The 21,318-nt window shown below is 62.0% G+C and carries 17 protein-coding genes; 10 read left to right on the forward strand and 7 right to left on the reverse strand.

All coding sequences use genetic code 11. The features are described from left to right. The first annotated feature begins 7 nt into the window (after positions 1-7). From C443_RS04425 to C443_RS04440, 4 genes are all read left to right on the forward strand, one after another. Positions 8-3,073, forward strand: a complete 3,066-nt coding sequence (locus C443_RS04425) for an FtsX-like permease family protein (RefSeq protein ID WP_005534222.1) — start codon at positions 8-10, stop codon at positions 3,071-3,073. A gap of 89 nt (positions 3,074-3,162) precedes the next feature. Next, complete coding sequence (locus tag C443_RS04430) at positions 3,163-3,438, forward strand: hypothetical protein (protein WP_005534224.1); 276 nt, start codon at positions 3,163-3,165, stop codon at positions 3,436-3,438. Beyond that, positions 3,438-4,532, forward strand: a complete 1,095-nt coding sequence (locus C443_RS04435) for a DUF4350 domain-containing protein (RefSeq protein ID WP_005534225.1) — start codon at positions 3,438-3,440, stop codon at positions 4,530-4,532. The genes C443_RS04430 and C443_RS04435 overlap by 1 nt, the downstream gene beginning before the upstream one ends. Then, positions 4,525-5,535, forward strand: a complete 1,011-nt coding sequence (locus C443_RS04440; RefSeq protein WP_005534226.1) for an AAA family ATPase — start codon at positions 4,525-4,527, stop codon at positions 5,533-5,535. The genes C443_RS04435 and C443_RS04440 overlap by 8 nt, the downstream gene beginning before the upstream one ends. A 14-nt stretch (positions 5,536-5,549) precedes the next feature. Here the strand turns inward: C443_RS04440 and C443_RS04445 are convergent, their stop codons facing one another. Genes C443_RS04445 through C443_RS04455 form a run of 3 tightly spaced genes read right to left on the reverse strand, consistent with a single transcriptional unit; the run spans position 5,550 to position 8,448 of the window. Beyond that, positions 5,550-6,506 (reverse strand): hypothetical protein, encoded by a 957-nt coding sequence (locus C443_RS04445; protein ID WP_005534227.1) that lies wholly within the window; start codon positions 6,504-6,506, stop codon positions 5,550-5,552. After that, positions 6,503-7,006: a hypothetical protein gene (locus tag C443_RS04450; RefSeq protein WP_005534228.1), complete on the reverse strand. Its 504-nt coding sequence runs from the start codon at positions 7,004-7,006 to the stop codon at positions 6,503-6,505. Before C443_RS04450 ends, C443_RS04445 begins: the two co-directional genes overlap by 4 nt. After that, positions 7,003-8,448, reverse strand: a complete 1,446-nt coding sequence (locus C443_RS04455) for a DUF58 domain-containing protein (protein ID WP_005534229.1) — start codon at positions 8,446-8,448, stop codon at positions 7,003-7,005. Before C443_RS04455 ends, C443_RS04450 begins: the two co-directional genes overlap by 4 nt. 290 nt (positions 8,449-8,738) lie before the next feature. Between C443_RS04455 and C443_RS04460 the strand changes: the two genes are divergently transcribed. After that, positions 8,739-9,662, forward strand: coding sequence for a thrombospondin type 3 repeat-containing protein (locus tag C443_RS04460; protein ID WP_005534231.1), 924 nt, complete (start codon positions 8,739-8,741; stop codon positions 9,660-9,662). A 28-nt stretch (positions 9,663-9,690) separates the two neighbouring features. Here C443_RS04460 and C443_RS04465 read toward each other — a convergent pair whose 3' ends face one another. After that, positions 9,691-10,905, reverse strand: coding sequence for a glycosyltransferase family 2 protein (locus tag C443_RS04465; RefSeq protein ID WP_005534232.1), 1,215 nt, complete (start codon positions 10,903-10,905; stop codon positions 9,691-9,693). Positions 10,906-11,802: 897 nt separating this feature from the next. On the opposite strand from C443_RS04465, the gene C443_RS04470 reads away from it, so the two are divergent. From C443_RS04470 to C443_RS04480, 3 genes are all read left to right on the forward strand, one after another. Then, positions 11,803-12,003, forward strand: coding sequence for a hypothetical protein (locus C443_RS04470; protein WP_004518094.1), 201 nt, complete (start codon positions 11,803-11,805; stop codon positions 12,001-12,003). A gap of 72 nt (positions 12,004-12,075) precedes the next feature. Beyond that, the gene (locus C443_RS04475; RefSeq protein WP_005534234.1) at positions 12,076-12,915 is read left to right on the forward strand and encodes an inositol monophosphatase family protein; all 840 of its coding nucleotides are present in this window, start codon (positions 12,076-12,078) and stop codon (positions 12,913-12,915) included. Positions 12,916-13,017: 102 nt separating this feature from the next. Continuing rightward, a complete protein-coding gene (locus tag C443_RS04480) occupies positions 13,018-14,166 on the forward strand; it encodes a DUF63 family protein (protein WP_005534235.1) in 1,149 nt (382 codons plus the stop codon). A 48-nt stretch (positions 14,167-14,214) separates the two neighbouring features. Here C443_RS04480 and C443_RS04485 read toward each other — a convergent pair whose 3' ends face one another. From C443_RS04485 to C443_RS04495, 3 genes are all read right to left on the reverse strand, one after another. Next, positions 14,215-15,924, reverse strand: coding sequence for a YcaO-like family protein (locus tag C443_RS04485; RefSeq protein ID WP_005534236.1), 1,710 nt, complete (start codon positions 15,922-15,924; stop codon positions 14,215-14,217). A gap of 31 nt (positions 15,925-15,955) precedes the next feature. Then, complete coding sequence (gene tbsP, locus C443_RS04490; protein WP_005534237.1) at positions 15,956-16,774, reverse strand: transcriptional regulator TbsP; 819 nt, start codon at positions 16,772-16,774, stop codon at positions 15,956-15,958. Between the two features lie 376 nt (positions 16,775-17,150). Then, on the reverse strand, positions 17,151-19,238 hold the full coding sequence (locus C443_RS04495) for a hypothetical protein (RefSeq protein ID WP_005534238.1): 2,088 nt from the start codon (positions 19,236-19,238) through the stop codon (positions 17,151-17,153). 154 nt (positions 19,239-19,392) lie between these two features. Between C443_RS04495 and glyA the strand changes: the two genes are divergently transcribed. Then, positions 19,393-20,640 carry a serine hydroxymethyltransferase gene (gene glyA, locus C443_RS04500; RefSeq protein ID WP_005534239.1) on the forward strand — a complete coding sequence of 416 codons (1,248 nt, stop codon included), beginning with the start codon at positions 19,393-19,395 and terminating at the stop codon, positions 20,638-20,640. Between the two features lie 75 nt (positions 20,641-20,715). Next, on the forward strand, positions 20,716-21,306 hold the full coding sequence (locus C443_RS04505) for a hypothetical protein (protein ID WP_049943899.1): 591 nt from the start codon (positions 20,716-20,718) through the stop codon (positions 21,304-21,306). Positions 21,307-21,318 lie beyond the last annotated feature (12 nt).

The following is a 21,318-nucleotide window of genomic DNA, read 5'->3' on the forward strand; positions in this document are numbered from 1 at the left end:
CGAACCGATGGGATACAGAAACGCCCTCCTGTTTCGTTGGTCCAGACGGGACCGGCTCACCGTCGTCGTCGTCGCCGTGACGGCCGCGTTTCTCATCGGCACAGTCCTGCTGTTGTTCACTGCGGTCACGTACTCGGAAACGTTCGCCGAGCCGCTTGCGAACTCCGGGACGGTCACCTATCACGATGCGGAGAGCGGCCTACCAGAAACCGGTGAAGATGTCACCGTGCTCCCGACAGCGACGGCGACCACAGACGGGACCGACGTTCGTCTCGTCGGTATTCCACCCGATACTCCCAGGGTGCTCATCGAAGGGTCGGCTCAGTGGCAGGAGGGGCGATTACCGACGATTCCGGACGGCGTCGACGGTCGGGGACCGGTCTCCCAGCAGCGGACGCGAACGGTCAGCGGGTCGAACGGCACCGTCTCGCTCACCGTCGTGCCACAGGAGCGGGGAACGACGTTCCTCTCGAATCAGTGGTATGCGACGAACGCCTCGACCGCCCAGCGGGTCGGCGTCACCGGCTATTTCGTCATCGACCACAGCCCGAGCGGGACCGGGCTGGGAAGTCTGCCCAGCGAGGGAGCACCGCTGGTCAGCGCGCTCCTGTACGTCCTCGGCGGACTGGAGCAGGTGCTCTGGGCGCTTGGCATCGCCGCGGCCGCCGGCGGGCTGCTGGTCCTCATCGTCGTCTACAACGTCACGCGGATGAGCGTCCGCGACCGCCTCGACGCGATACGGGTCATCCGCTCGACCGGCGCGCCGGGGTGGCGTGTGGGACTCCTGTTTACGCTCCGCGCTGGCCTCCTCGTGACGACTGGCGTCGTTCTGGGCTACGCCATCGGACTCATTCTGATCAAGGCGCTGGTCAACGTCGCCATTTACGTCGGCCTCCCCATCGCGCTTGATGTCACCGTCACCGGCCAGAGCGCCACCGTCGTCGGTACCGTCGCCGGTGTCTTCGTCTTGATGGGGCTGGTCGCCGGCGCGCTCGCGGCCTATCCGGCGGCGACTCGCCCGCCGGCCTCGCTCGGCAGCCGTCATACGCTGTCTGGCCAGTCCGGACAGTCGACGCTCGCGAGAGTCCGAAACTGGGTCTCCCCGACGTTCCTGTCGTGGCGCTCGGTCGTCCCGACGGCGGCGACGCTGACCGTCTTCGGCATCACGTTCCTGCTCGTCGTCTCACTGGCTGGCCTCGCGTCTCCACTCGGCGGCGGGGCGGGTGGCTCCGGGACGATCACCGAAGCCGGCGCGCCCCACCCGCTGAACAGCCGCCTCGACGCTGAGTACGCCTCAGCCCTGCGGGCCGACGGGACACCGGCTAGTCCGGAGATAATCTACGCTCAGGTTTCGGACGGGCAGCCGTACATGGCTCACGGGGCGGAGTACGACGCGTTCGCGAACGTCACCGGGGCCACGCTGGTCGAAGGCAAGCGGCCACAGCGACACGACGAGGCCGTCATCGGGAGCGCCCTCGCGCGGACGCTCGATGTCGAGGTCGGTGACGAACTGACCGTCAGCGGGAGCGTCAAGCCCGGGTTCCGCCGGGTCACCGTCGTCGGGCGGTACGACGCCCCAAGAACGCTCGATGACCTGCTCATTCTCCCACTTGACTCCGCGGCCGATCTGGCGACCGGGCAAGGACAGGTCCACATGATCCGCGTGAAAGGGTCGGTATCAGGGATCAGCGACGCCGACGGTGTCGCGGCCAACCGGTCGGGCGCTGTCGTGACGGGGCTATCGGGTCCGAGACGCGTCACGAAAGGTGACACAGTCAACCTCACCGTCGCCGTCCGAAACGTCGGCAACGAGCGTGCAGACCGGGAAGTCACCGTCCGGTATCGCGGCGACCAGCGGACGACGACGGTGGCTGTCCCGCCGGGACAGGAACGGACCGGCGCTGTCTCATTTCCCGCGTCGGAGCTTGGAACCACAAACGCAACCGCCGGGGAGTACACTCATTCAGTGACTGTCGTCTCGCCGAACGCAATCGAGATTCCGAGCCAGTTGCCGTCACAGGCCCCGCCCGGGTCGGGACTCTCCGTCCCTGTCGTCACAAAAACTGGCGAGCGCGTTTCGAACGCCACCGTCACGGTGAACGGGCCGTCGCTCAGAACCGGATCGAGCGGTGTCGCCGTCGTTCCTCTGCCACGCGAGCCCGGGAACTACACGATAACAGCTCGTTCGGGTGACCAGACGGCGACACACGACATCCAGATCGTCCGTGGTACCGAGCGGGAACTGTACGGGGAGTTGTCGATCTCGCCGTCTTCGGGGTCAGTCCTGACGACGCCAACCCTCAGGATCGGACTCGCAAACCCCTGGCAGGAACCTATCACCCGCGACGTGCGCGTCGTCGGTCCCGGCGTCTCCCGGAACCGGACCGTCTATATGCCGCCGGGAAACGTCACGCAAACGCGGTTCTCTCCGGACGGCGGACGAGGCCAGCCCGGAACGTACACCTATCGAGTGACGGCCAACGGGACCACCCTCACCACGGCGGACTACGAGGTGACCGGTGATCGCCGGCTGGCATCCGCAGTGGCAAGCAGTGGGTCGTATGCGTCCGGAACGCCGATCGAGCGCTCCGTCGAGGGCGTGTTTGGGAACGTCCAGTTGATTCTCGGCGTCCTTGTCGTTCTCTCGGCGCTGAGTACCGTCGGCAGTACCACGGCGACGTTCGCACAGGGAGTCCACGCGCGTCGGCAGGCGATTGGCATCCACCGCTCGACCGGTGCGACGCAGTGGCGGGTCCTGCGGACGATCCTGGCCGACATCGCTCGTATCGCGATTCCGGCGACTGGGCTCGCGCTCGGCCTGTCGGTCGCCGCGTTACAGTTGCTGGAGCGGGCTGGCTGGCTGGTCTTCTTCGGCTTCCGCCTCTCCGCGCGGACGCCGCCGGCGATCCTCGCAGCGATATTCCTCGGCGGCGTCTCGCTCGCCCTATTCGGTGCCCTCGTCGCAACGGTTCCCTATCTGACGGCCTCGCCGGTTTCGTTGCTCCCGAGTGGTGACCGAACGCGGACGCCCGATGCCGAGTCGGTCGACGAGAGACAGCCTAGCGACGACTGAGCCGAACTGCTAGGATAGTCGTTACCCCGTGGCTCGGTCAGCAGCCGTCGGTCGGAACTTTGACTGTCTACCGACAAGAACGCCGTAGCATGGCGACCCGACAGCGCCAGCAGTTCATCTACGGGCATCTCGCGTGGGTGCTTGGTACCATCCTCGTGTTGACCCTCCTGGATGCGCTGACGCTGGAGCTGTTTTTCGTTGTCTCGCTGATCGGGTTTCTCGTTACGGTCGAACTGGTTGCACCGCAGGCCGTGTCGCCGCGCTGGCGACGGCGGCTCTGGTGGCTCATCGGGCTCGGACTGGTGGGCTTTGCCTACGTGGTCATCAAACGGATCCTCGAGATTCTACCGCCGGGGCTGATCTGATGGCGCTGACACCGCTCTCTGAGGACTCCCGGTTGCCGTCGCTCACTCTCCCGCAGCTCCTGCTGGCCGCCTACACCGCCCTCACGGTCATCGCACTCGTCTACGCCGCGAGTACGTCTTCAGCAGCGTTCGGTGCGTACAACTCCCAGTGGGACGGGGCAGGTGAACTCCGAGGCGTCGCAGCTGATGCCGGTGCAAACGTGACTGTCGGAACGAACGTGAGTCAGTATCCGACGAGTGGCGCGGACGGCACCGTTGCGGTCGTTCTCTCGCCGGCAGAGCCGTACTCGTCGAGCGAGCGCACACGGATTGCGGAGTTCGTCCGGGGCGGCGGGACACTCGTCGTCGCCGAGGATTACCGCCCACACGGAAATGAGCTGCTTGCTGCTGTCGGTGCAGACGCACGCTTCGACGGCCGCCCGGTGTACGACAACCGGAACTACTACCGGAACTCTTCGCTCCCGGAAGCGACGCCTGCCGGCGACTATCCGGAGACGACCGGCGTCGATACTGTCGTCCTCAACTACGCGACGACTGTCAGAGCCGGCAACGCGACGACACTCGTCAACACCTCCGAGTATGCCTACCTCGACAGCAACGGGAACGCCAACCTTGACGGTGAGGAGCAGTTAGCGTCTCGACCCGTCGTCACGAGCGAATCGGTCGGCGACGGTCGAGTTATCGCCGTCAGTGATCCGAGCATCTTCGTGAACGCGATGCTTGAACGTGGTGACAACCGACGGTTCGTCCAGAACATCGTCACCAATCACGACACGGCCCTACTGGATTATTCACACGCCAGTAGTGTTCCGCCAGTGGCCGCTGCCGTCCTCGCCGTGCAGCGGTCGGACGTGCTGTTGCTGTTCTGTGGCGTCGTGCTGGTCGGGGCGCTGCTCGCGTACGACCGCCGTCTCGACGAGTATCTACGGGATCGACTCCGGGAATACAGGGGCCACGAGGTTGACCCGCATCTCTCCCGAGACGGCGTTGAGAAGTATCTTAGGGCCCGTCATCCAGACTGGGGAACCGCACAAGTACAGCGAGTAACGGAAGCCATTATTAAACAGCGGTCCGAACGTCAACGCAATGACTGATCCGTCGGTGCTGTACGACCGTCTCAAGGAGGAGACGGAGACAGTTCTTATCGGTAACGAGCAGGTCCTTCGTCATATTACTGTCGCCATGCTTACACGCGGTCATGTGCTTCTGGAGGGAGTCCCCGGTGTCGCGAAAACGACGATTGCCACGCTCGTCGCCAACGGGACGGATCTCCAGCACTCTCGGGTCCAGATGACGCCCGACCTCCTCCCTGCGGATATCACCGGAACGACGGTGTACCACCAGCAAAACGGCGAGTTCGAACTGCAGAAAGGCCCAGTGTTTACGAATCTGGTCATCGCCGACGAGATCAACCGTGCCCCGCCGAAAACACAGAGTGCACTCCTCGAAGCGATGCAAGAGGAACAGGTTTCCATTGAAGGGACGACGCTCGAACTCCCGACGCCGTTTACCGTCGTTGCGACGATGAACCCCTTGGAGATGGAGGGGACATTCAAACTCCCGGAGGCCCAGCGCGACCGGTTCCAGATGAAACTCGTCACTGAGATTCCCAACTCCGAGGAGGAGCGTGCCATACTCGACCAGTTCGACACGAACCCGACGCTTGACGCGGACTCTATCTCGCAGGTTATCTCCCGGAAGGAACTTTTGGACGCCCGGTCGGTGGTCCCTGAGACACACATCGAAGACAGCATCAAGGAGTACATTCTCGCCATCGTGGGCGCGACGCGGGACCATCGAAACGTCGTTCACGGGGCCTCACCCCGAGCGACAATCGCCCTGCAGAATACGGCCAAAGCAGTTGCTCGTCTGAACGGCCGGGAGTACGTCATTCCGGACGACGTCAAAGAGATGGCGCTCCCGGTGTTGCGGCATCGTCTCATTATGAACAGCGATGCCGAACTAAGCCAGATCGGTCCCGTAGCGGTTATCGAAGAAATCCTCCAATCGATTTCGCCGCCCGGGTCCGACACCGACCACAGTACGGGTGTCGAGAAAGCGGTTGGCGACGGCGGGACGAAACGGGAATTCGAGTAGCGACCGGACTGACGTCAGCTGTTTTCCGGGGCTGGTCTCGTCTCTCGTTCTCGGGCCGCCACGCCATCGGACTGCGCCGATGGTTGTTCGAGTGTATCCCACGAAACGGTCACGACACCGCTGAACCGGTCGTCGTCGCGCGTATCGACAGTGACGGATCGGTCAAGGCCCGTGGCAAACCCTACCGCAAGCAGGGACACCACTGGGTGATCTAGTTGGTGAATGTCGCCGAACGCAGGATTGTCGATGGCAATAGAAGCGGTTCGGTTCTCGGCACCGATTTCGATTGTCGTGTCATCGACGAGTTCGAACTGCTCGGTCAGGGCTGCAGTCAGTTGTGCTGCTATTGCATCGGGGTCGCTACCGAATTCGCCCGACATCGTTTGCTCGAACTCGGTGTATAGACGATCTCCAGTCGGGGGAAGCGATATGCCCTGCTCCGCCTCGGCACCGCTCGTAACGAACAGTTCTCCCAACTGCTCTGGATCGGGAACCGCGTACTCGACGTGCTGGGGGACGAACAGACGCGCATTCGTCTCTGGACGGGATGCCATGGGGACATACACCGTCTCGGTCTGGAGTTCCAGTTCGCTGACGAGGTGCTGTTCGACATCGGCCAGCGTGTCGAACACCGTGTCACTGACCGACGCCGAGACGAACCGCTCGGGAGTGAGATAGAACGTGACGATACCGGCGAACACACCGGTTCCAGCGAACGCGACGAAGATCGTCTGCAAGGCTGGAAAGAGGAACGCCGCTATGAGTGATAGTCCACCGACCGCAAAGAAGCCCACTGCGGTCCGTCTGAACGTTGCCCGCTTCGCATGCGCGTAGGAGTTGCGCAACCGGCGGTTCTCCTCCCGTAACACTTCCATCTCCGCTTCGAGTGTCTGGCGGTCCCGTACAATATCCGTCTGTTGGGTGCTGTCATCACCTGATGCATCCGGTTGCGTAGACTCGGGTTGGCTCATAGGAAATCACGATCCGAAGCTGCGTTTTCAGTCACGATGTCGAGTTCTATCAGCAGATAGCGATGGAAGAGATAGCCGACGATGGCAATACCGACGACCAGGGCGGACCCGGCTCTGAGGGGGGCCACGTTCCAGCGCCAGAGCGACAGCCAGACGAGACTGCCGAGCAGTGGAACGACAAGTGCGACGAGGCTGCCGGCGACTCGGCTATCTGGCGTCTCGATAGTTACCGAAAGCAATGCAAGGAACAGGCCGCCTTCGACAAGGACGAGCGGTAGCAGTGATGATGTATCGACTGTGACGAGTGCTATCTGTCCAAGCACGACCGCGAGAACGGGTGTTCCGGACAGGTAGAGACCGCCGAGGACAACACCGACGAAACCAAGCCATACCGGCCCGCCCCAGACGAGTCCACCTGTGGCTACGACGATGCCTAGCAGGCCGAGCACGGTGGGCAGTGATCGGAGCAAGCGTGCCCTCGTTTCCAGTGCGACGCTCATGCGTACTTCCTTTGTTCTGTGTTCGCTGGGCTGCCGGACAGAATAGCCGAGATCTGGTCTGGGGACCCAACCTCGTAGGCTGTCACCGAGTCGATCTCGTTCAGTTCACGCCGGAACTGGTCGAAGGCTCGATATCGTTCGTATGCGGTATCGAGATCAGTGAGCAGATCCGTGTCGAAGGCTACTGATGGAGCGATAAACACGACAACCTCCGTTGCGTTGCGTCTCGCCAGTCCAACTGTGTTCCGTAGTTCACTCGGGTTGCTGTCGTCGGTACAGATGACCAGCAGATCCGCGTTGCGTATCTCGTGTGGTGCCGCCTGCAACCCGTTGTACAGCGGTTGGTTGGGAAGCTGTCGTTTTGATCCGGCGGCGTCCCGATACGCGAGCAGCGTCGCTTCCGTCGGTGATTGCGTGTCGGCCGTCGGGGACACCGTCCCTGCCATCCGTCCGGTAGAGGCCGCTGTTGCGGTGGCTGTTGCCGTCGTTTCAGCTTCGGTACCGATGTCGTTGATCCGATGCTGGCACGATCTGTAGGCCTCGGTTCTCGCTGCCGGGATTCCCGTTTCCGTTACGCCTGCGTCATCGATAGTCACGTACCCTAACGGGTCGCGGGTCGTTTCGGCGCGCTGCCGGAACGCCGCGGCGACCGCTTTGAGGTGTTCCAGCTTCGTTTCGCCAGGTACACCGTCGCCCAGCGTCTGACGGTGATCGAGGACAAGTACTACGCTACGGTTACCCTCGGCTTCGTAGTTGCGGACGTGCGCCTCGTCTAGTCTGGCAGTCGCCTTCCAGTCGACGTACTTCAGTGCGTCGCCCGGGACGTACTTCCGGATTTCCTCGGCTGACAGGCCGCCAGTTCGCCCGCGGGCATCGTGCTCGCCGACACCGCGTAGCAACTGTTTCCCGCTCTGGCCAACGTGAATCGGGCCGACCGACGGGGACTCGACTGCTATTTCCGGTCCGGGAGCCGTCGTGAACGACTGAGCAAACAACCCGGTGCCGTCACTGACCGTCACTGTGGCTCCGGGAACGGTGTAGGTGCCAACAGTTTCCCAGGTGAGCGGGAGTGTCACTGATGACGACTGCATCGACGCACCGAGAGTGATATCCGGAGAGGGGCCCGCTTCCATTTGCGCTGTGAGTGGAATCCGTGCTTCGATGGAAAGCGGCAGATGATCGCCGGCAGCGTCAACCGATGCATCAAGTGTGTACTTCGCTTCGGCACCGGTCCGTATTCGGGACCGGTCGAGCGACTGCCTAACCGTGAGTTCGTCTTCGAGCCGTGAAACGCCACGAACGAACGCAAACTGCATTGCGAGCAGCCAGCCTGCGAGCCCGACAGCTCCGACGACTAACAGGGGCGCATCGAGCAGCCCACCACCTACGACGAGGCTCCCGATAGCAGTGAGCGTGAGCCAGAACCGCCGGGTAACACGCATTAGCTCCTGTTACTGAATCGAGCCCATTGAAGATACCGACAGACACAGCCGGGTATTTCAGATATATACCCGTTTCAATATCGAAATCGATATTGATATCTGGAGAATTACTTACTTAACTCCCAACCGAAAATATTGGCACATAGATGGATCCAAAGTCTATTTTATCCCGACTCCCGCAAATTTTTCTGGATGGGATTTTTGGAACCAGTCTTGATATTGAGTCTAGAAAGCCAGATACTTCTGCCGGTGTCCATCGTCTCACGGGCAGTTGGTTCCGTACCGTGACGATGATTCATCTCGGTGCCGTCGTACTCGTCGCAGTAATTATTGCCGGTATCGTGTTCCCAGTCGCTGGAATGTCTCCACAGGTGAACACCGCTAGTGGTGGTGGGGCCGATACACCGAATGTACAGCAGGCACAGGCCGATGCGAACGCCACTGATACAGACGGGGACGGCCTGTCGGATTCGCTAGAGCGGTCCGTTTACGGCACTGACCCGACCGACGCGGACACGGATGGGGACGGCTATCCGGACGGCATGGAAGTCCGCTGTAAGCAGGCAATTCCGGATGCAGACCCGCTCCGAACGGACATTTACGTCGAAGTCGATTCCACACAGGCAACGACGCTCAGCGATCCGGTTCGGACATCTATTGTCGAGACTTTTGAGAATGCACCCGTTTCGAACCCCGACGGCTCCACCGGGATCGATATCCATCTCGTCACGGACGATACTAACCTCTCGGCCAACGGGACGGTGTACTCGAAATCCCGTGCTGGTGCCGGGAACGACATCTACGACTTCCGGGCCAACCATTCCGAGTACCGTTCTGAGGGCTACTATTACGTCCTGCTAACCGACGATGTCGCCTACAACGGAGATGACTACTTCGTCGGTGCAGGCCGACCTGAAATCGCGGCAATGGAGCGGTTCGATTCACCGAAGATCACCGCTTCATTGTTCATGCACGAATTCGGGCACGCGATGGGGCTCGACGCCCATCAGGACGGCATCGACGAGGAGCGCTACTCCCGGACAGAATATGATAGCGTGATGAACTACAACGGGCTGTACAGACAGCTCACCTATTCGAACGGCACCGACAGCGTGGGTCGAAACGAGTGGCAGTTCGTCGCCGAGAACCGAACACAGCCCGACATCGAATGCGTCGAGAACGGAACGTGCTCTAGCAGATGTACGCAGAACTGACTAATCCCGTTAAAACGACAGTCAACGGTTAGCTGCTGTCTGCTAGCATACTCATGAAGAACGACCCGAACACTGTCTGTAGCCCCAGCACCACGACTGTCGAGGCCAGAAGGGTCGCCGTGGCTGACGGTAACGCCGCTTCCCCGGCAAGCAGCCACTGTCCGAACACGCTCCCGAGGTACAGAATCCCGACTGCAGCCGCGAGAATGCCGATCGACGCGCCGTGTTCCAGTTGGAACTGCTCCCGTATTATGCCGACGAGTGCACCGTCGGGCTTGTTTATCGGGTTCGCGGCGATGGAACTGAACAGCGCGAGCGTCCAGACCTGATACCCGACGATTGCCAGCAACGACCCGCCGACCATGGTCTGTATGCCGAAGTTGACGCCACCGATCGACAGCCGAGCAATTGACAGCGACATCAACACTGCCCCGACCGAGACGAGCAACAGAGCCGGATACGAGAACAGGTAGTCCGGCGCGTTCACGAGCATGAATCGGACGTGTCGCCAGCCGTCACTGAAGCTATCGAGCGTTTCCTCGCCTTCCCGCTCGTGGTAGATAATCGGGACTTCCTCGATGGTGAGGTTGTTCGCACCGGCCTCCATGATCATTTCGCTGGCGAACTCCATCCCGGTCGTCTCTAGCTCTAGCGTTTCGAGCGCGTCCTTGGTGAACACACGGAAGCCGCTGTGTGCATCGCTTACACCAGCCCCGTAGAACGTGTTCAGGAACCGCGTCAACAGTGGATTGCCGACGTATTTGTGGAGTGGCGGCATCGACCCGTCTCGGATCTCACCCTCCAGTCGGCTTCCCATACAGATGTCCGCGTCGCCGTTCTGGACCGGTTCGAGGAGCTGGGGAATCATCTCGAAATCGTACGTCGTGTCGGCATCGCCCATCGCTATGTACTCTCCCCGTGCCTTGTTGAACGCGTAGCGATACGCATAGCCATAGCCCGGTTCATCAGGTGTCACGACTGTCGCACCCCGCTCGCGAGCTAACTCCGGAGTCGTGTCGGTCGAACTGTCGCTCACGATGATCTCGGTCGGCACACGTAACTCCGAGATAGCTGTCTTGATCCGATCAATACATTCTACGATTCCTTTCTCCTCGTTGAGGGTGGGCATCACGACGCTCAAAACCGGCGTGACTTCGCTCTCCGGCGTGACGAGAAACTCGTCTGCAGTCTTCGTGATCCCCTGTTGACTCGCTTGATTTGCCTGATTTGCTTGTATCGTCATTCCCGTACCTCGGCTATAGCTGGTGCGTCTGGTAGCATACACTCTCCACTCCCCTGGTCGGCTTTCGATGAATACGGCTAGTAGTCCCCATTTTATCTAATCTCAATGGTTAATTTCTGACAGGTACCGCACGGCTCCCACACAGGCTGTCATGTCAAAGCAGCGTATAATAAATCTGTCGGGTGGAATAACCCATCATTAATAACAAGGGTTGGCATGAGAAATCCTGTTTTCCGCTGATTGTACACAATTTCTTCGGTCCATGACCCTCGTGTAGCGTACCATCTATCAATAAAGCACATTATTCACGCACTAATGTACGTTGTGAAGCAGACATCTATCAGACTAGTAGACTATGTCTCCTGCGGGTTTCACCGTAGTATATTTCAAGCAAGGTGATAAGACGGGCGCTGACAACAGGAAGCCACGTCTGCGAATGTCGAACGACACTGGGAAACGCCTACGAGAGGCACTGGGTAGCGGCTCGGAACTTATCCGTAATCGGGAAACTGCGGTAGTTCGAGTAGACGAGTTCCGGGTACAGCCACTTGATTCCATGCGCCGGTCGGTGGCTTTGGCGTCATGGTTGCTGAGCGTCTTATACTGGGCGGCGAAGCCGGCTCCGTATCTCGCCACCAACAGCATGTATCCGCGGCAGTCGATCCTCGGATGCACTGATCAGCGTTGCCACGCTTAACCCAAGGACGTAGACAACTCCCAAAAGTGCAATAACTGAGATGTCCTTGCTGAACCGAAGTGCCCCACGTATCGATGCCATATACGTACATATCTGGGCTGAGTATAAGCCGTTGTGCCCCAATTATTAATATTTGTAACTGGGCACCCGTTGTTGTCCAGAGCCGTAGATTTAAGCCGCCCTATGTGCTAAACAATAACATGGCCACAGATCAGTCCGAGGGGGCTAGCCTGCACGTGCCACCGCTGGAGAATACAGCGTTTTTCTCCATTGAGGACGATGACGGCTACGTCCGTATTGAACAGTCACTGGGGAACCAGGTCCTGTACACGCCCAATGAGGCGCGGGACATCGCCGAAGCCATTCTCGACGCTGTTGATGAGGCTGTCGAAGAAGAGTAACCCCTCGCTGGCGGTCGGCCCTGTTTTGCTGGAAGGCGAGACGGTTTGAACGCGGGCGGTCCACCGTCAGGTATGACAGATGCAAGCCATCGGGCGGCGGTCGCCGAGCGAGCGGCCCGCGCTGGCGGTGTCGTGGCCCGGGAGCAGTTCCGGGGCGATCTCAGCGTCGAGTCGAAGGCCAACAAAAACGACCTCGTCACGGAGACGGACCGTGACGCCCAGCGGCAAGTCGTTGCTACTATTCTGGAGGAGTTCCCCGGCGACCGGTTCCTCTGTGAGGAAGACCTTTCCACGCGGGCCGGGCCGGAGGCCGATTACGACCCTGAAGCAGTCGATAGCATCCCAGACAGCGGCTCTGTGTGGGTAATCGACCCAATCGACGGAACGGCGAACTACGTCCGTGGGATGCGCCTGTGGGGGACGGTCGTCAGCGCAGTTGTCGACGGCGAGCCGGTCGCATCGGTGACCTATCTCCCCTCGTATGGCGACCTCTACGCGGCCGGCCCAGAAAGTGTGACGCGAGACGGGACTGAACTTTCGGTAAGTGGACGAACCGACCCGGAGACGTTCGCCGTGGCTCCCGTCGGCTGGTGGGACCGCGATGACAGGGACGAGTTCGGTCGGTTGTGCAGCGCCGTCGGCGATCGTTTCGGTGACATCCGGCGTCTGGGTTCTTTCCAGGCAACGCTGGCGCACGTTGCCGACGGGGCGCTCGAAGGACTCGTTTGCACGCGCCCGATGGCACCCTGGGATACGCTCGCTGGCGTCCATATGGTCCGGCAGGCCGGCGGCACGGTCACTGACCTCGATGGTGAGCCCTGGACCCACGATAGCGATTCCGTCGTCGCCTCCAACGGCGAGGCACACGAGGCCTTCGTGTCGGCCGGAAACGAGGCGCTCAGACAGGACTGAACACACTTTCGCCCAGCAGTTTGGTACCGACTGCGCCGTGGAATTCCGCTCCACGCACACGGGACCGGAACGCTAAAACCGCCTGCCACCGGTCACTCGGCCATGAACACGTTCGAGCGAGCCGTCGATGACTACGGGCCCGGCCAGCTCTGGGTGGGCTCTTTCGTTGCCGTCCTCCTCGTCGCTGTCGGAGCCGTTGTGGCCGCTCCACAGGCCGTCTGGGATCGGTTCCTCTGGCAATACTTCTGGGGGCCAGTGTACGCGGACGCCAAGTCGGCCAGCTGTGCCGAGATGACTGCGTCCGGGCCACAACCGGTGTACGAGGGCTGTAAAGCGGCTATACAGGAGGGACGGCTCATCGCAGAACCGGGGTACACTATCGTCTCAGAGATCGGCTACATGCTGATTCTGGTGTACATGCTCGTCGGTGTCTACTTCCTCCTCGAGCGGCTGGACATCGCCGAAGACCCGAAGCTCTACTTCGCGTTCGTCCCGTTCATGCTACTCGGCGGCGCGTTGCGGACTGTCGAGGATGCGACCGACCGCGCGGTCGACGCCGGAGTCACACCCATCGTCGAGTACCCGCTGAGTTCGCTTATCATCAGTCCCGTCATCTACGGGACGGTGTTCCTGCTGACGCTGCTCGTCCTCGTCGCCTGCGTGGATCTCGAACGCCGGGGAATCATCGACAGCTACTACCGGACGACCGGCGCTATCGGCGGGGCCTTTGTCGCTGTGACGCTCCTGTATCTCACGTTTGTCGCCCTCACTCGCGAGTACGCGACGCTGTACCCGTCAGTCCTCATCACGACTGTCGCACTGGCGTCGGCACTGTCGTACGGTCTGTACCGGCTATTTGAGTCTTACCGCCCGGCGATGAACGACGGAACTGGCTATATCGGTTTGCTGGTCATCTGGGGCCACGCCATCGACGGCGTCGCGAACGTCCTGCTGGCCGACTGGCTCGACGCGCTCAATGTCCCGCTGACGTACTACCCGAAACACCCGGCTAACAGGTTCATCATCGAGGCCACCGAGGCGCTCCAGCCAGCCGGGATAACGGCCGCTATCGGTACGTCATGGCCGTTCCTGGTCGTCAAGCTCGCCGTCGCTTCGCTGGTCGTCTCGCTGTTCAATCAGGAGTTCATCGACGACAGCCCGCGGTACGCGCTCCTGTTGCTCATCGCAGTCACCGCGGTCGGCCTCGGGCCGGGCACGCGGGATATGCTGCGGGCGACGTTCGGTATCTGAACACCGGCTAACCGGTCTTTGCCTCCCCCTTCGATGCATCGGCTGTTTCTACGGGAACGGATGATGCTCCCGCTCAAGCCGCGGTTCGAAGCCCAGGTCGGCCGGCACGGTTTCGGCCCGCTCGCCGAAGAACGAATCACCGAAGAACAGCGGCTGTGCCGACGGACAGACGACCCGGACCGCCTCGAAGCCCAACTGTTCGAGGTCGCGCGTCGTTAGCCGCGTCCCGTACGGCGCGAGCCCCGCGTCAGCAGCCCGGTCACACAACGTCTCTAGCTCTTCCTCGCCGGAGAGGGCTGCGTCGGGGCCGAGCGAGTCCAGCGGGACCGCCGTCTCTGCCTCCGTCAAGTCGGCCGCCTTGCCCGGAGACTTGGCATAGCGGCCGATAGCGCCCTGTGCGTCCATGGCCGCCTCGGGACCCATATTGTCAAGTTCCATCCAGTTCTGGAGCGCCTCCTCCAGCGCGCCGATGGCGGCGGCACCGGGGTCAAGGTCCGCGTCGGTCCCGAGCGCGAAGCGCGGCCACTCGTCCTGTTCCAGTGCGACAGTGATGACTGGCACGTCAACATCCTGTGTCAGCAACAGCGCTGTCACGTCGAGGCCCTCAGATGTTGCGCGCCGCCGAAGCGTGTCGTACTGCTCGTGGTCATCGACAGCCACCCGGAGCGGCTCGAACGTCGAGTACCACGACAGCATCGCGGCATCGCGCTCGATAACCTCGTACAGCCCGGTCAGCAACGCCTCCGTGACGGTGTTGCCCAGTCCGAGCCCGGTCGTCGTTGCCGGTCTGACGGCGTTCGATGGCGGCGGATAGTGGACGGTTTCAGCGGGAAGCGACCGACGTTCGTCGGTCAGCAGATTTTCCGCCGGGACCCAGGGGAGTGCTGTCGACTCGTCCCACTCGGCCTCGTCTCTGACGAATGCATCAGGTGTAACGGCATCCGGAATATCGGCGACTGTCCCGCGCTGTAGATTCCCGTCTCGGTAGATGCCGGCCGCGTACCGCTCGTAGTTCTCGCCCAGCGCCTTCATGAATGCCGTATCCCAGTCGGTGGCGACACCCGCGGCCTTGGCGGCGGCAGACACGTCACTAAAGCCGGCGGTGTCAGCCAGCGTCGACAGATAGTACGGGGCCGGGAACGATTCGACTTCGCCGACCTCCGTAGCGATGCCGACCCGGTCGTCGAGGCCCAGCTCCGCCCGTGACAGCGCCTCGCTGTCGGGGTCCGTCTGTCGACCGTCACCGAGGGTGTGGCTCTGTGTCCCGCCACAATCACAGCCCGGGACGGGGAGGAATCGCCGCTGGGTGTGTGGGAGTTCCGTGACAGTCCCGAAGAGGGCAGCGTCGCCGTCGAGAAACTGGGTGACCAGCCGACCGGCCAGCGACCCCGCGAACCGCTGTGTGGCTGCCGTCGGGGCCGCTGTGGCTTCCTCGGTGTCATCGACTGTCGCCTCCACCCGGGTCCGAAGGCAGTCGAAACAGCCCGTTTCAGGTCCGAATCCGCTGATCGCGGCGTCAGTCACCGGGACGCCGCCGACGCCCCCCAGTTCGACGGCGACCCACGGAATGTCATCGGCTTTTGCTCGGTCGTTCCACGCCGCAAACGTCTCCGAACCGACGGTATCGACGACAATGACGAGGCCACCACTGCTCTCCGCCGGTGTCGAGGGCTGTGCCACTGAAACGTCGATATCAGCGAGAAACGCGACAAGTGCATTGACGGCCGGTCCACGCCCGACGACTTCGACAGTTCGCATGCCGAAGCCCTCGTGGTGAAGGGGGAAAAACCTACGCGGCGAGGATGGACTGGGCGACGGAGGCCAGTTCGTCCGGGTCGGCGTCTTTGAGCCGGTCGTCGCCGAGCATCAGGCGGAGTCGTGGTCGACCCACGTCGATCGGGACCTTCTCGGTATCGATGAGATTCATGTCTTCGAGTTTCGTCTTGGTCCGCGAGAACGTCGCCTTGCTCGCCAGCCCGACGTCCTCGCCCCACTTGCTGATGTCGTACAGTAGTTCGCCGTTCCGTGCGGCCACGAGCAGGCTGATGGTGACCTCGTCGAGGCCGTCGCCGTCGCCGCGGGCCGTCGACAGTGAGTTCAGAACGTCGTTGAAGTCCGATGCGGTTTCCGGGCCGATGTCGGATTCCAGCGTGCTCTGGACGCGGTTGAGCGGCGGCGTCCGGAGCGAGTACTCGTCGGCGTCTTCCCAAGCCGAGTCGTAGTAGTCGTAGGCGTTGTCCACGAACTCTCCGTCGTCGGTCCCGAGACCGCCGACCGTATCGCTGATCGTGACGAGCGCATACACTGTATCGACGGTTACCGCGACCGAGTGGTTCGGCACGTCATCGAGCAGTCGCATCGTGAGTCGCCCCTCGTCGATGAGGTCAGCCGCGGTGCTCGCAACGAGGAAGTCGTCCATGACGTCTTTCAGTGCCCGCTCGTCGGCCAGCAGCCGAACTTCGGGAGCGCCCGAATCTGCGTCTAGTGTCGATACAAGCTCAGAGATGGTCTGCCGCGACGGGTTCACGACGTACACCGGCTCGTCGGTTGCCCCGAACACCGTGGTCAACATAGACCCGACGTTGTCTTGCAGGAGATTTTCGGTCATTGTCCCTTGCCAGTATATAGTGTACTGTTATATTTAATTTTACCGGCCATACTGTGTTGATTTCGCCAACAATCCGACAACACCCACCAGCGAACAGCGATAAAATATTGGTCAGTTGTCCTAAGCAGAAGCCATTAGACTCACGGACTGAACCACCTGCTCCACTCGGTAACACCGTGTAAATCTGATTGAACCAGTGGCTGGTGTCACTGTTTCCTTCCCGCCAGAATCCAGGACCTGGGTACCGGATCAAATCTTATCTCTAGTATCAAAGCTTCTTGTAGAACATCGTATTGCCGCGACCACTCGGTCGGCCAGTTCGAAAACAGACGGCTGCCGTTTGGCCTATGTCGATTGTCTGATAGTTCTACCGTCCTCAGAAGTCCGTCCGGAGGCGCGCAGCTAGGTCGTCGGACCAGTGGAATTCCCCGTCGTAGATGACAGGCAGCGAGGTCTGACTCAGTGCGTCGGCCAACTCCGTAGCGTCGAGCGAGTGGCTCGTCTGTTCGCCGTTCAGTGCGGCGCTGTCGTCGAACGGCAGGCGGTAGCTCTCACCGGGCCGTTCCGGAGACACGACCGTACACTGTACGTCGAACCCTGTCTCCCCCTCGGAGAGCCAGACGACGGCCGGATGTGCAGGAGTAGGAACGATTGAATAGGTCCCGTCGCCGACAACCGCATAGTCCTTGCACATCATTATTCGCCGGCGAGCGAGTTCCAGCGCTCGCTGAATGCTGAACCCGTTACTGAGCAGGCGTGCGAAGGCGGTCCCGACTAGAGCGGCATGTTTGTCCAGCACGTCGGTGAGTGTCACCGCGCCGGCGACCGCGCCCTGTTTGACCAGATCGAGCCCTTCATCGTAGGAGCCACAGGCGTTCAGGAAGAACGTCTGGGTTCGGGCTTCCGAGAGCGACGACAGCGCCAGATTACCGTCGGGACAACGCAGTCCCGCCTCGTCGCAGTGGCCGATGAAGTGAACGAACTCCGTCGGCTGCCGGAACACGTCGGCCAGTTCGTTGACCGACAGCAGTTCGCTGACCCGCACATCCATTGGGAGGTCCGCTGCCCGGTATATCTCTGTGACTTCTGTGTGTTCGTCGGCCATCTCCTCGTCGTTGAGGACCACCGCGACCCGCTGACTGCCGGTGTCCCGGTTCTGACTCCGGTAGCGATTTACGTACGCTTCCGTCGGCGTTTTGCAGGCGTCTATCGGGTTCCCCGGAGCGAGCCACGAGTGCAACTGCCCCTCGCGCAGGTTCGGATCGATGACCGGCGGGCGCTCGGCCGACCCGCGGCTCAGATACGAATCCGCCAGCGTCCTGTCGAGCAGCTCATCCTGGTCGAGTCGGGAGCTGTCCGGCAGGTAGATAAGGCTGAGCCGGTCGAGTAGGAACGGCAGGCAGCGGACCCGCTCCGGTTCCGGCGAGACGTACGTCGAGAGCGGCCACTCAGGCAGAATCGAGTTCACGGCCTCGTCGGAGACATCGATGTATCGTTCGAGCCGTCCAGCCGGCGACAGCGACCGAAGCGTATCCGGGTCGAGGGAGAGCGCCGACGTGATACGAGGGCCACTCTCGGCCGGGTCGACGCGTCTGACCTGGCAGTCGAGGTAGAACACCTTCCGGAGCAGCGCTGCGACGCCGGCCTGTAGCGACGGCCACGCGTCGAAGGAGCAGTGTACCGACGTGCCTTCGGCCGTCAACAGTGCGGAATCCCGTGACTCGACCACCACTTTGGCCCCGAGATAGTACGCCAGCGGCGCGCTGACGAGCAGTTCCGCCTCGCACTCCGGAACACGGAGCGTGATACCGGTCTCGGGACGGTTCTGTCGCACCGGCTCCGGAATCCGGGTCGTCTCGCCGGTCGTGACTATCGGCGGGTGCCCGCGGAGTTCCGGGTGCGAGCGGGACGGCTGCATCGTGTGATGAGCGCCGCTCAGATGTGTGATCGCCGTCGCGAGCCCCGTGGGCGTCGCGGGGACCTGCAGATGCAGCCGCTCCGCGTTCGTCTCCCAGACGAACCCGACGGTAATGTTCGTCGGCTCTTGGAAACCGAGCACAGTTGTAATACCGGCCGAGTGGAGTGATGCCGGACCGTCGAAACGAACGTGGATCCGAATGTCGTCTACGACACCCAACGGCGATTCCTGTTCACTATCCGCAGCACGGGCCTGCATCGTTAACAGGTATTGTCCGTCCTCAAGCGTTGTCGGTGAACCAACTGTCCCGGCATCGGCGTCAGTGTCAACTCGGGTTACCGTGGCACTCACCGCCGGCAGCGCCAGTTCGGTGACGGACCCGCGGTAACAATCGTCGACACGCCGTGGTAGCTGCTCCCCGTCCGTACTCTCTCTGTCGTGTAATTGGTGCACCAGTGCGGTCGGGTCGACCGTTTCCCCATCCCAGTCCAGCGTTTCACCGCCGTCCCGGCCCACCCGCTCGCCTGCCACCCCCCAGGTGACCATGTGTGGATATGTGGAACGTCATCCGATATATACGTACGGTTGTCAGCACGCCGTCACCGCCCACCATACCCGCGGTACCAAATGAGGAACGATAACGCCACACACGCGTGGGTCAAAGGGTAGATTATTGTCGTATCGGTCCTGACTCGGATACATGAGCTACGAAACCGTACGGGAAGCGGACCCGGCAGTCGCGGACGCCCTAGAGGGCGAACGAGGCCGGCAGAACGATACGCTGGCGATGATTGCCAGCGAGAACCACGTCAGCGAGGCTGTGATGGAGGCACAGAGCTCCGAACTGACGAACAAGTACGCCGAGGGCTACCCCGGTGAACGCTACTACGGCGGCTGCGAGTACGCCGACGACGTCGAGGAACTCGCTATCGACCGCGCGAAGGAGCTGTGGGGCGCAGACCACGTCAACGTCCAGCCCCATTCCGGTTCACAGGCCAACATGGGCGTCTATCTCGGCGTCCTCGAACCCGGCGACAAGATCCTCTCGCTCGACCTGACCCACGGCGGCCACCTCTCGCACGGCCACCCGGCGAACTTCGCCGGGCAGGTGTACGAAGTCGAACAGTACAAGGTCGACGAAGAGACCGGCTACATCGACTATGAAGGCCTCCACGACCACGCAGAGGAGTTCGAGCCGGACATCATCGTTTCGGGCTACTCTGCCTACCCCCGAGAGGTCGACTTCGAGCGGATTCAGGAAGCCGCCGATGCGGTCGACGCCTACCACCTCGCGGATATCGCCCATATCACCGGTCTCGTCGCCGCCGGCGTTCACGAGTCGCCGGTCGGCGTCGCTGACTTCGTCACTGGCTCGACGCACAAGACCATCCGCGCCGGCCGCGGCGGCATCATCATGTGCGACGAAAAATACGCTGACGACATCGACAGCGCGGTGTTCCCCGGCTCGCAGGGCGGCCCGCTGATGCACAACGTCGCCGGCAAGGCCGTCGGCTTCGGTGAGGCGCTGGCCCCCGAGTTCGATCAGTACGCCGAGCAGACCGTCGACAACGCCATCGCACTCGGCGAACGACTCAAAGAACACGGTCTCTCGCTGGTCTCCGGCGGAACGGACAACCACCTCGTGCTCATCGACCTCCGGCCGTCCCACCCCGACACCACCGGCAAAGAAGTCGAGGAAGCGCTGGAGGAAGCCGGTATCGTCCTCAACGCCAACACCGTTCCGGGCGAGACCCGCTCGGCGTTCAACCCCTCGGGCATCCGCGCCGGTACGCCTGCGCTCACCACCCGTGGCTTCGACGAGGACGCCTGCCGCGAGGTCGCGGATCTCATCTACAAGGTTGTTGACGCGCCCCATGACGACGATGTCGTGGCGGAAGTCAGCGACCGCGTGGACGAGATGACCGACGAGTACACGCTGTACGACTAACGCCGGAAGCCTGCGGTTCTGCTATCCACACACTTCGCAACTCACTTTTTATTATCCCCACCCGACACGTCCGGTATGCCCCGCACAACTCGACGCCGGATGCTCTATGCACTGGGTGCCTCCCTCCCGACACTCGCTGGCTGTACGCAGTTCGAGGTCGAGTCAGGCGAAGAAACCGGATACAGCGATGGCAGCGGTGGACAGCCAACGATAGCGGCGACGCCGTCAGAGACAGCCGCCGCCACTGCGACAGCCGAGCGGGCCAGTGCTGGCCAGACAGCCGATGCCGAGGCGCTTGATCTGCGGGAGGCCAACGTCGTCGGCGTCGAGGTCAGTGACGAGGGCGGCGGCGACTATCGCTTCGACGTAACCCTGTACCACGACGACGACGGAGAGGACGGCTACGCGAACTGGTGGCAAGTCGAGACGCTGGCGGGCGACCGACTCGGGCGCCGGGACCTCCTGCACGCTCACTCGACGGCCCCATTCACCCGGTCGGAGACGATTATAGTTCCCGACGACGTGCGCTGTGTCGTGGTCCGGGGGCACGACCAGGCCCACGAGTACGGCGGGCAGGCGATGACGGTGGCTGTCCCGAGCGGCGCGACGCGGGCTATCCAGCAGGGAGCCGAGCGGCAGTCGGTCGCCGAGTCAGACTGTCCCTGAGTGGGAGCGTGC

Source organism: Haloarcula argentinensis DSM 12282 (assembly GCA_000336895.1).
GTDB lineage: Archaea > Halobacteriota > Halobacteria > Halobacteriales > Haloarculaceae > Haloarcula > Haloarcula argentinensis.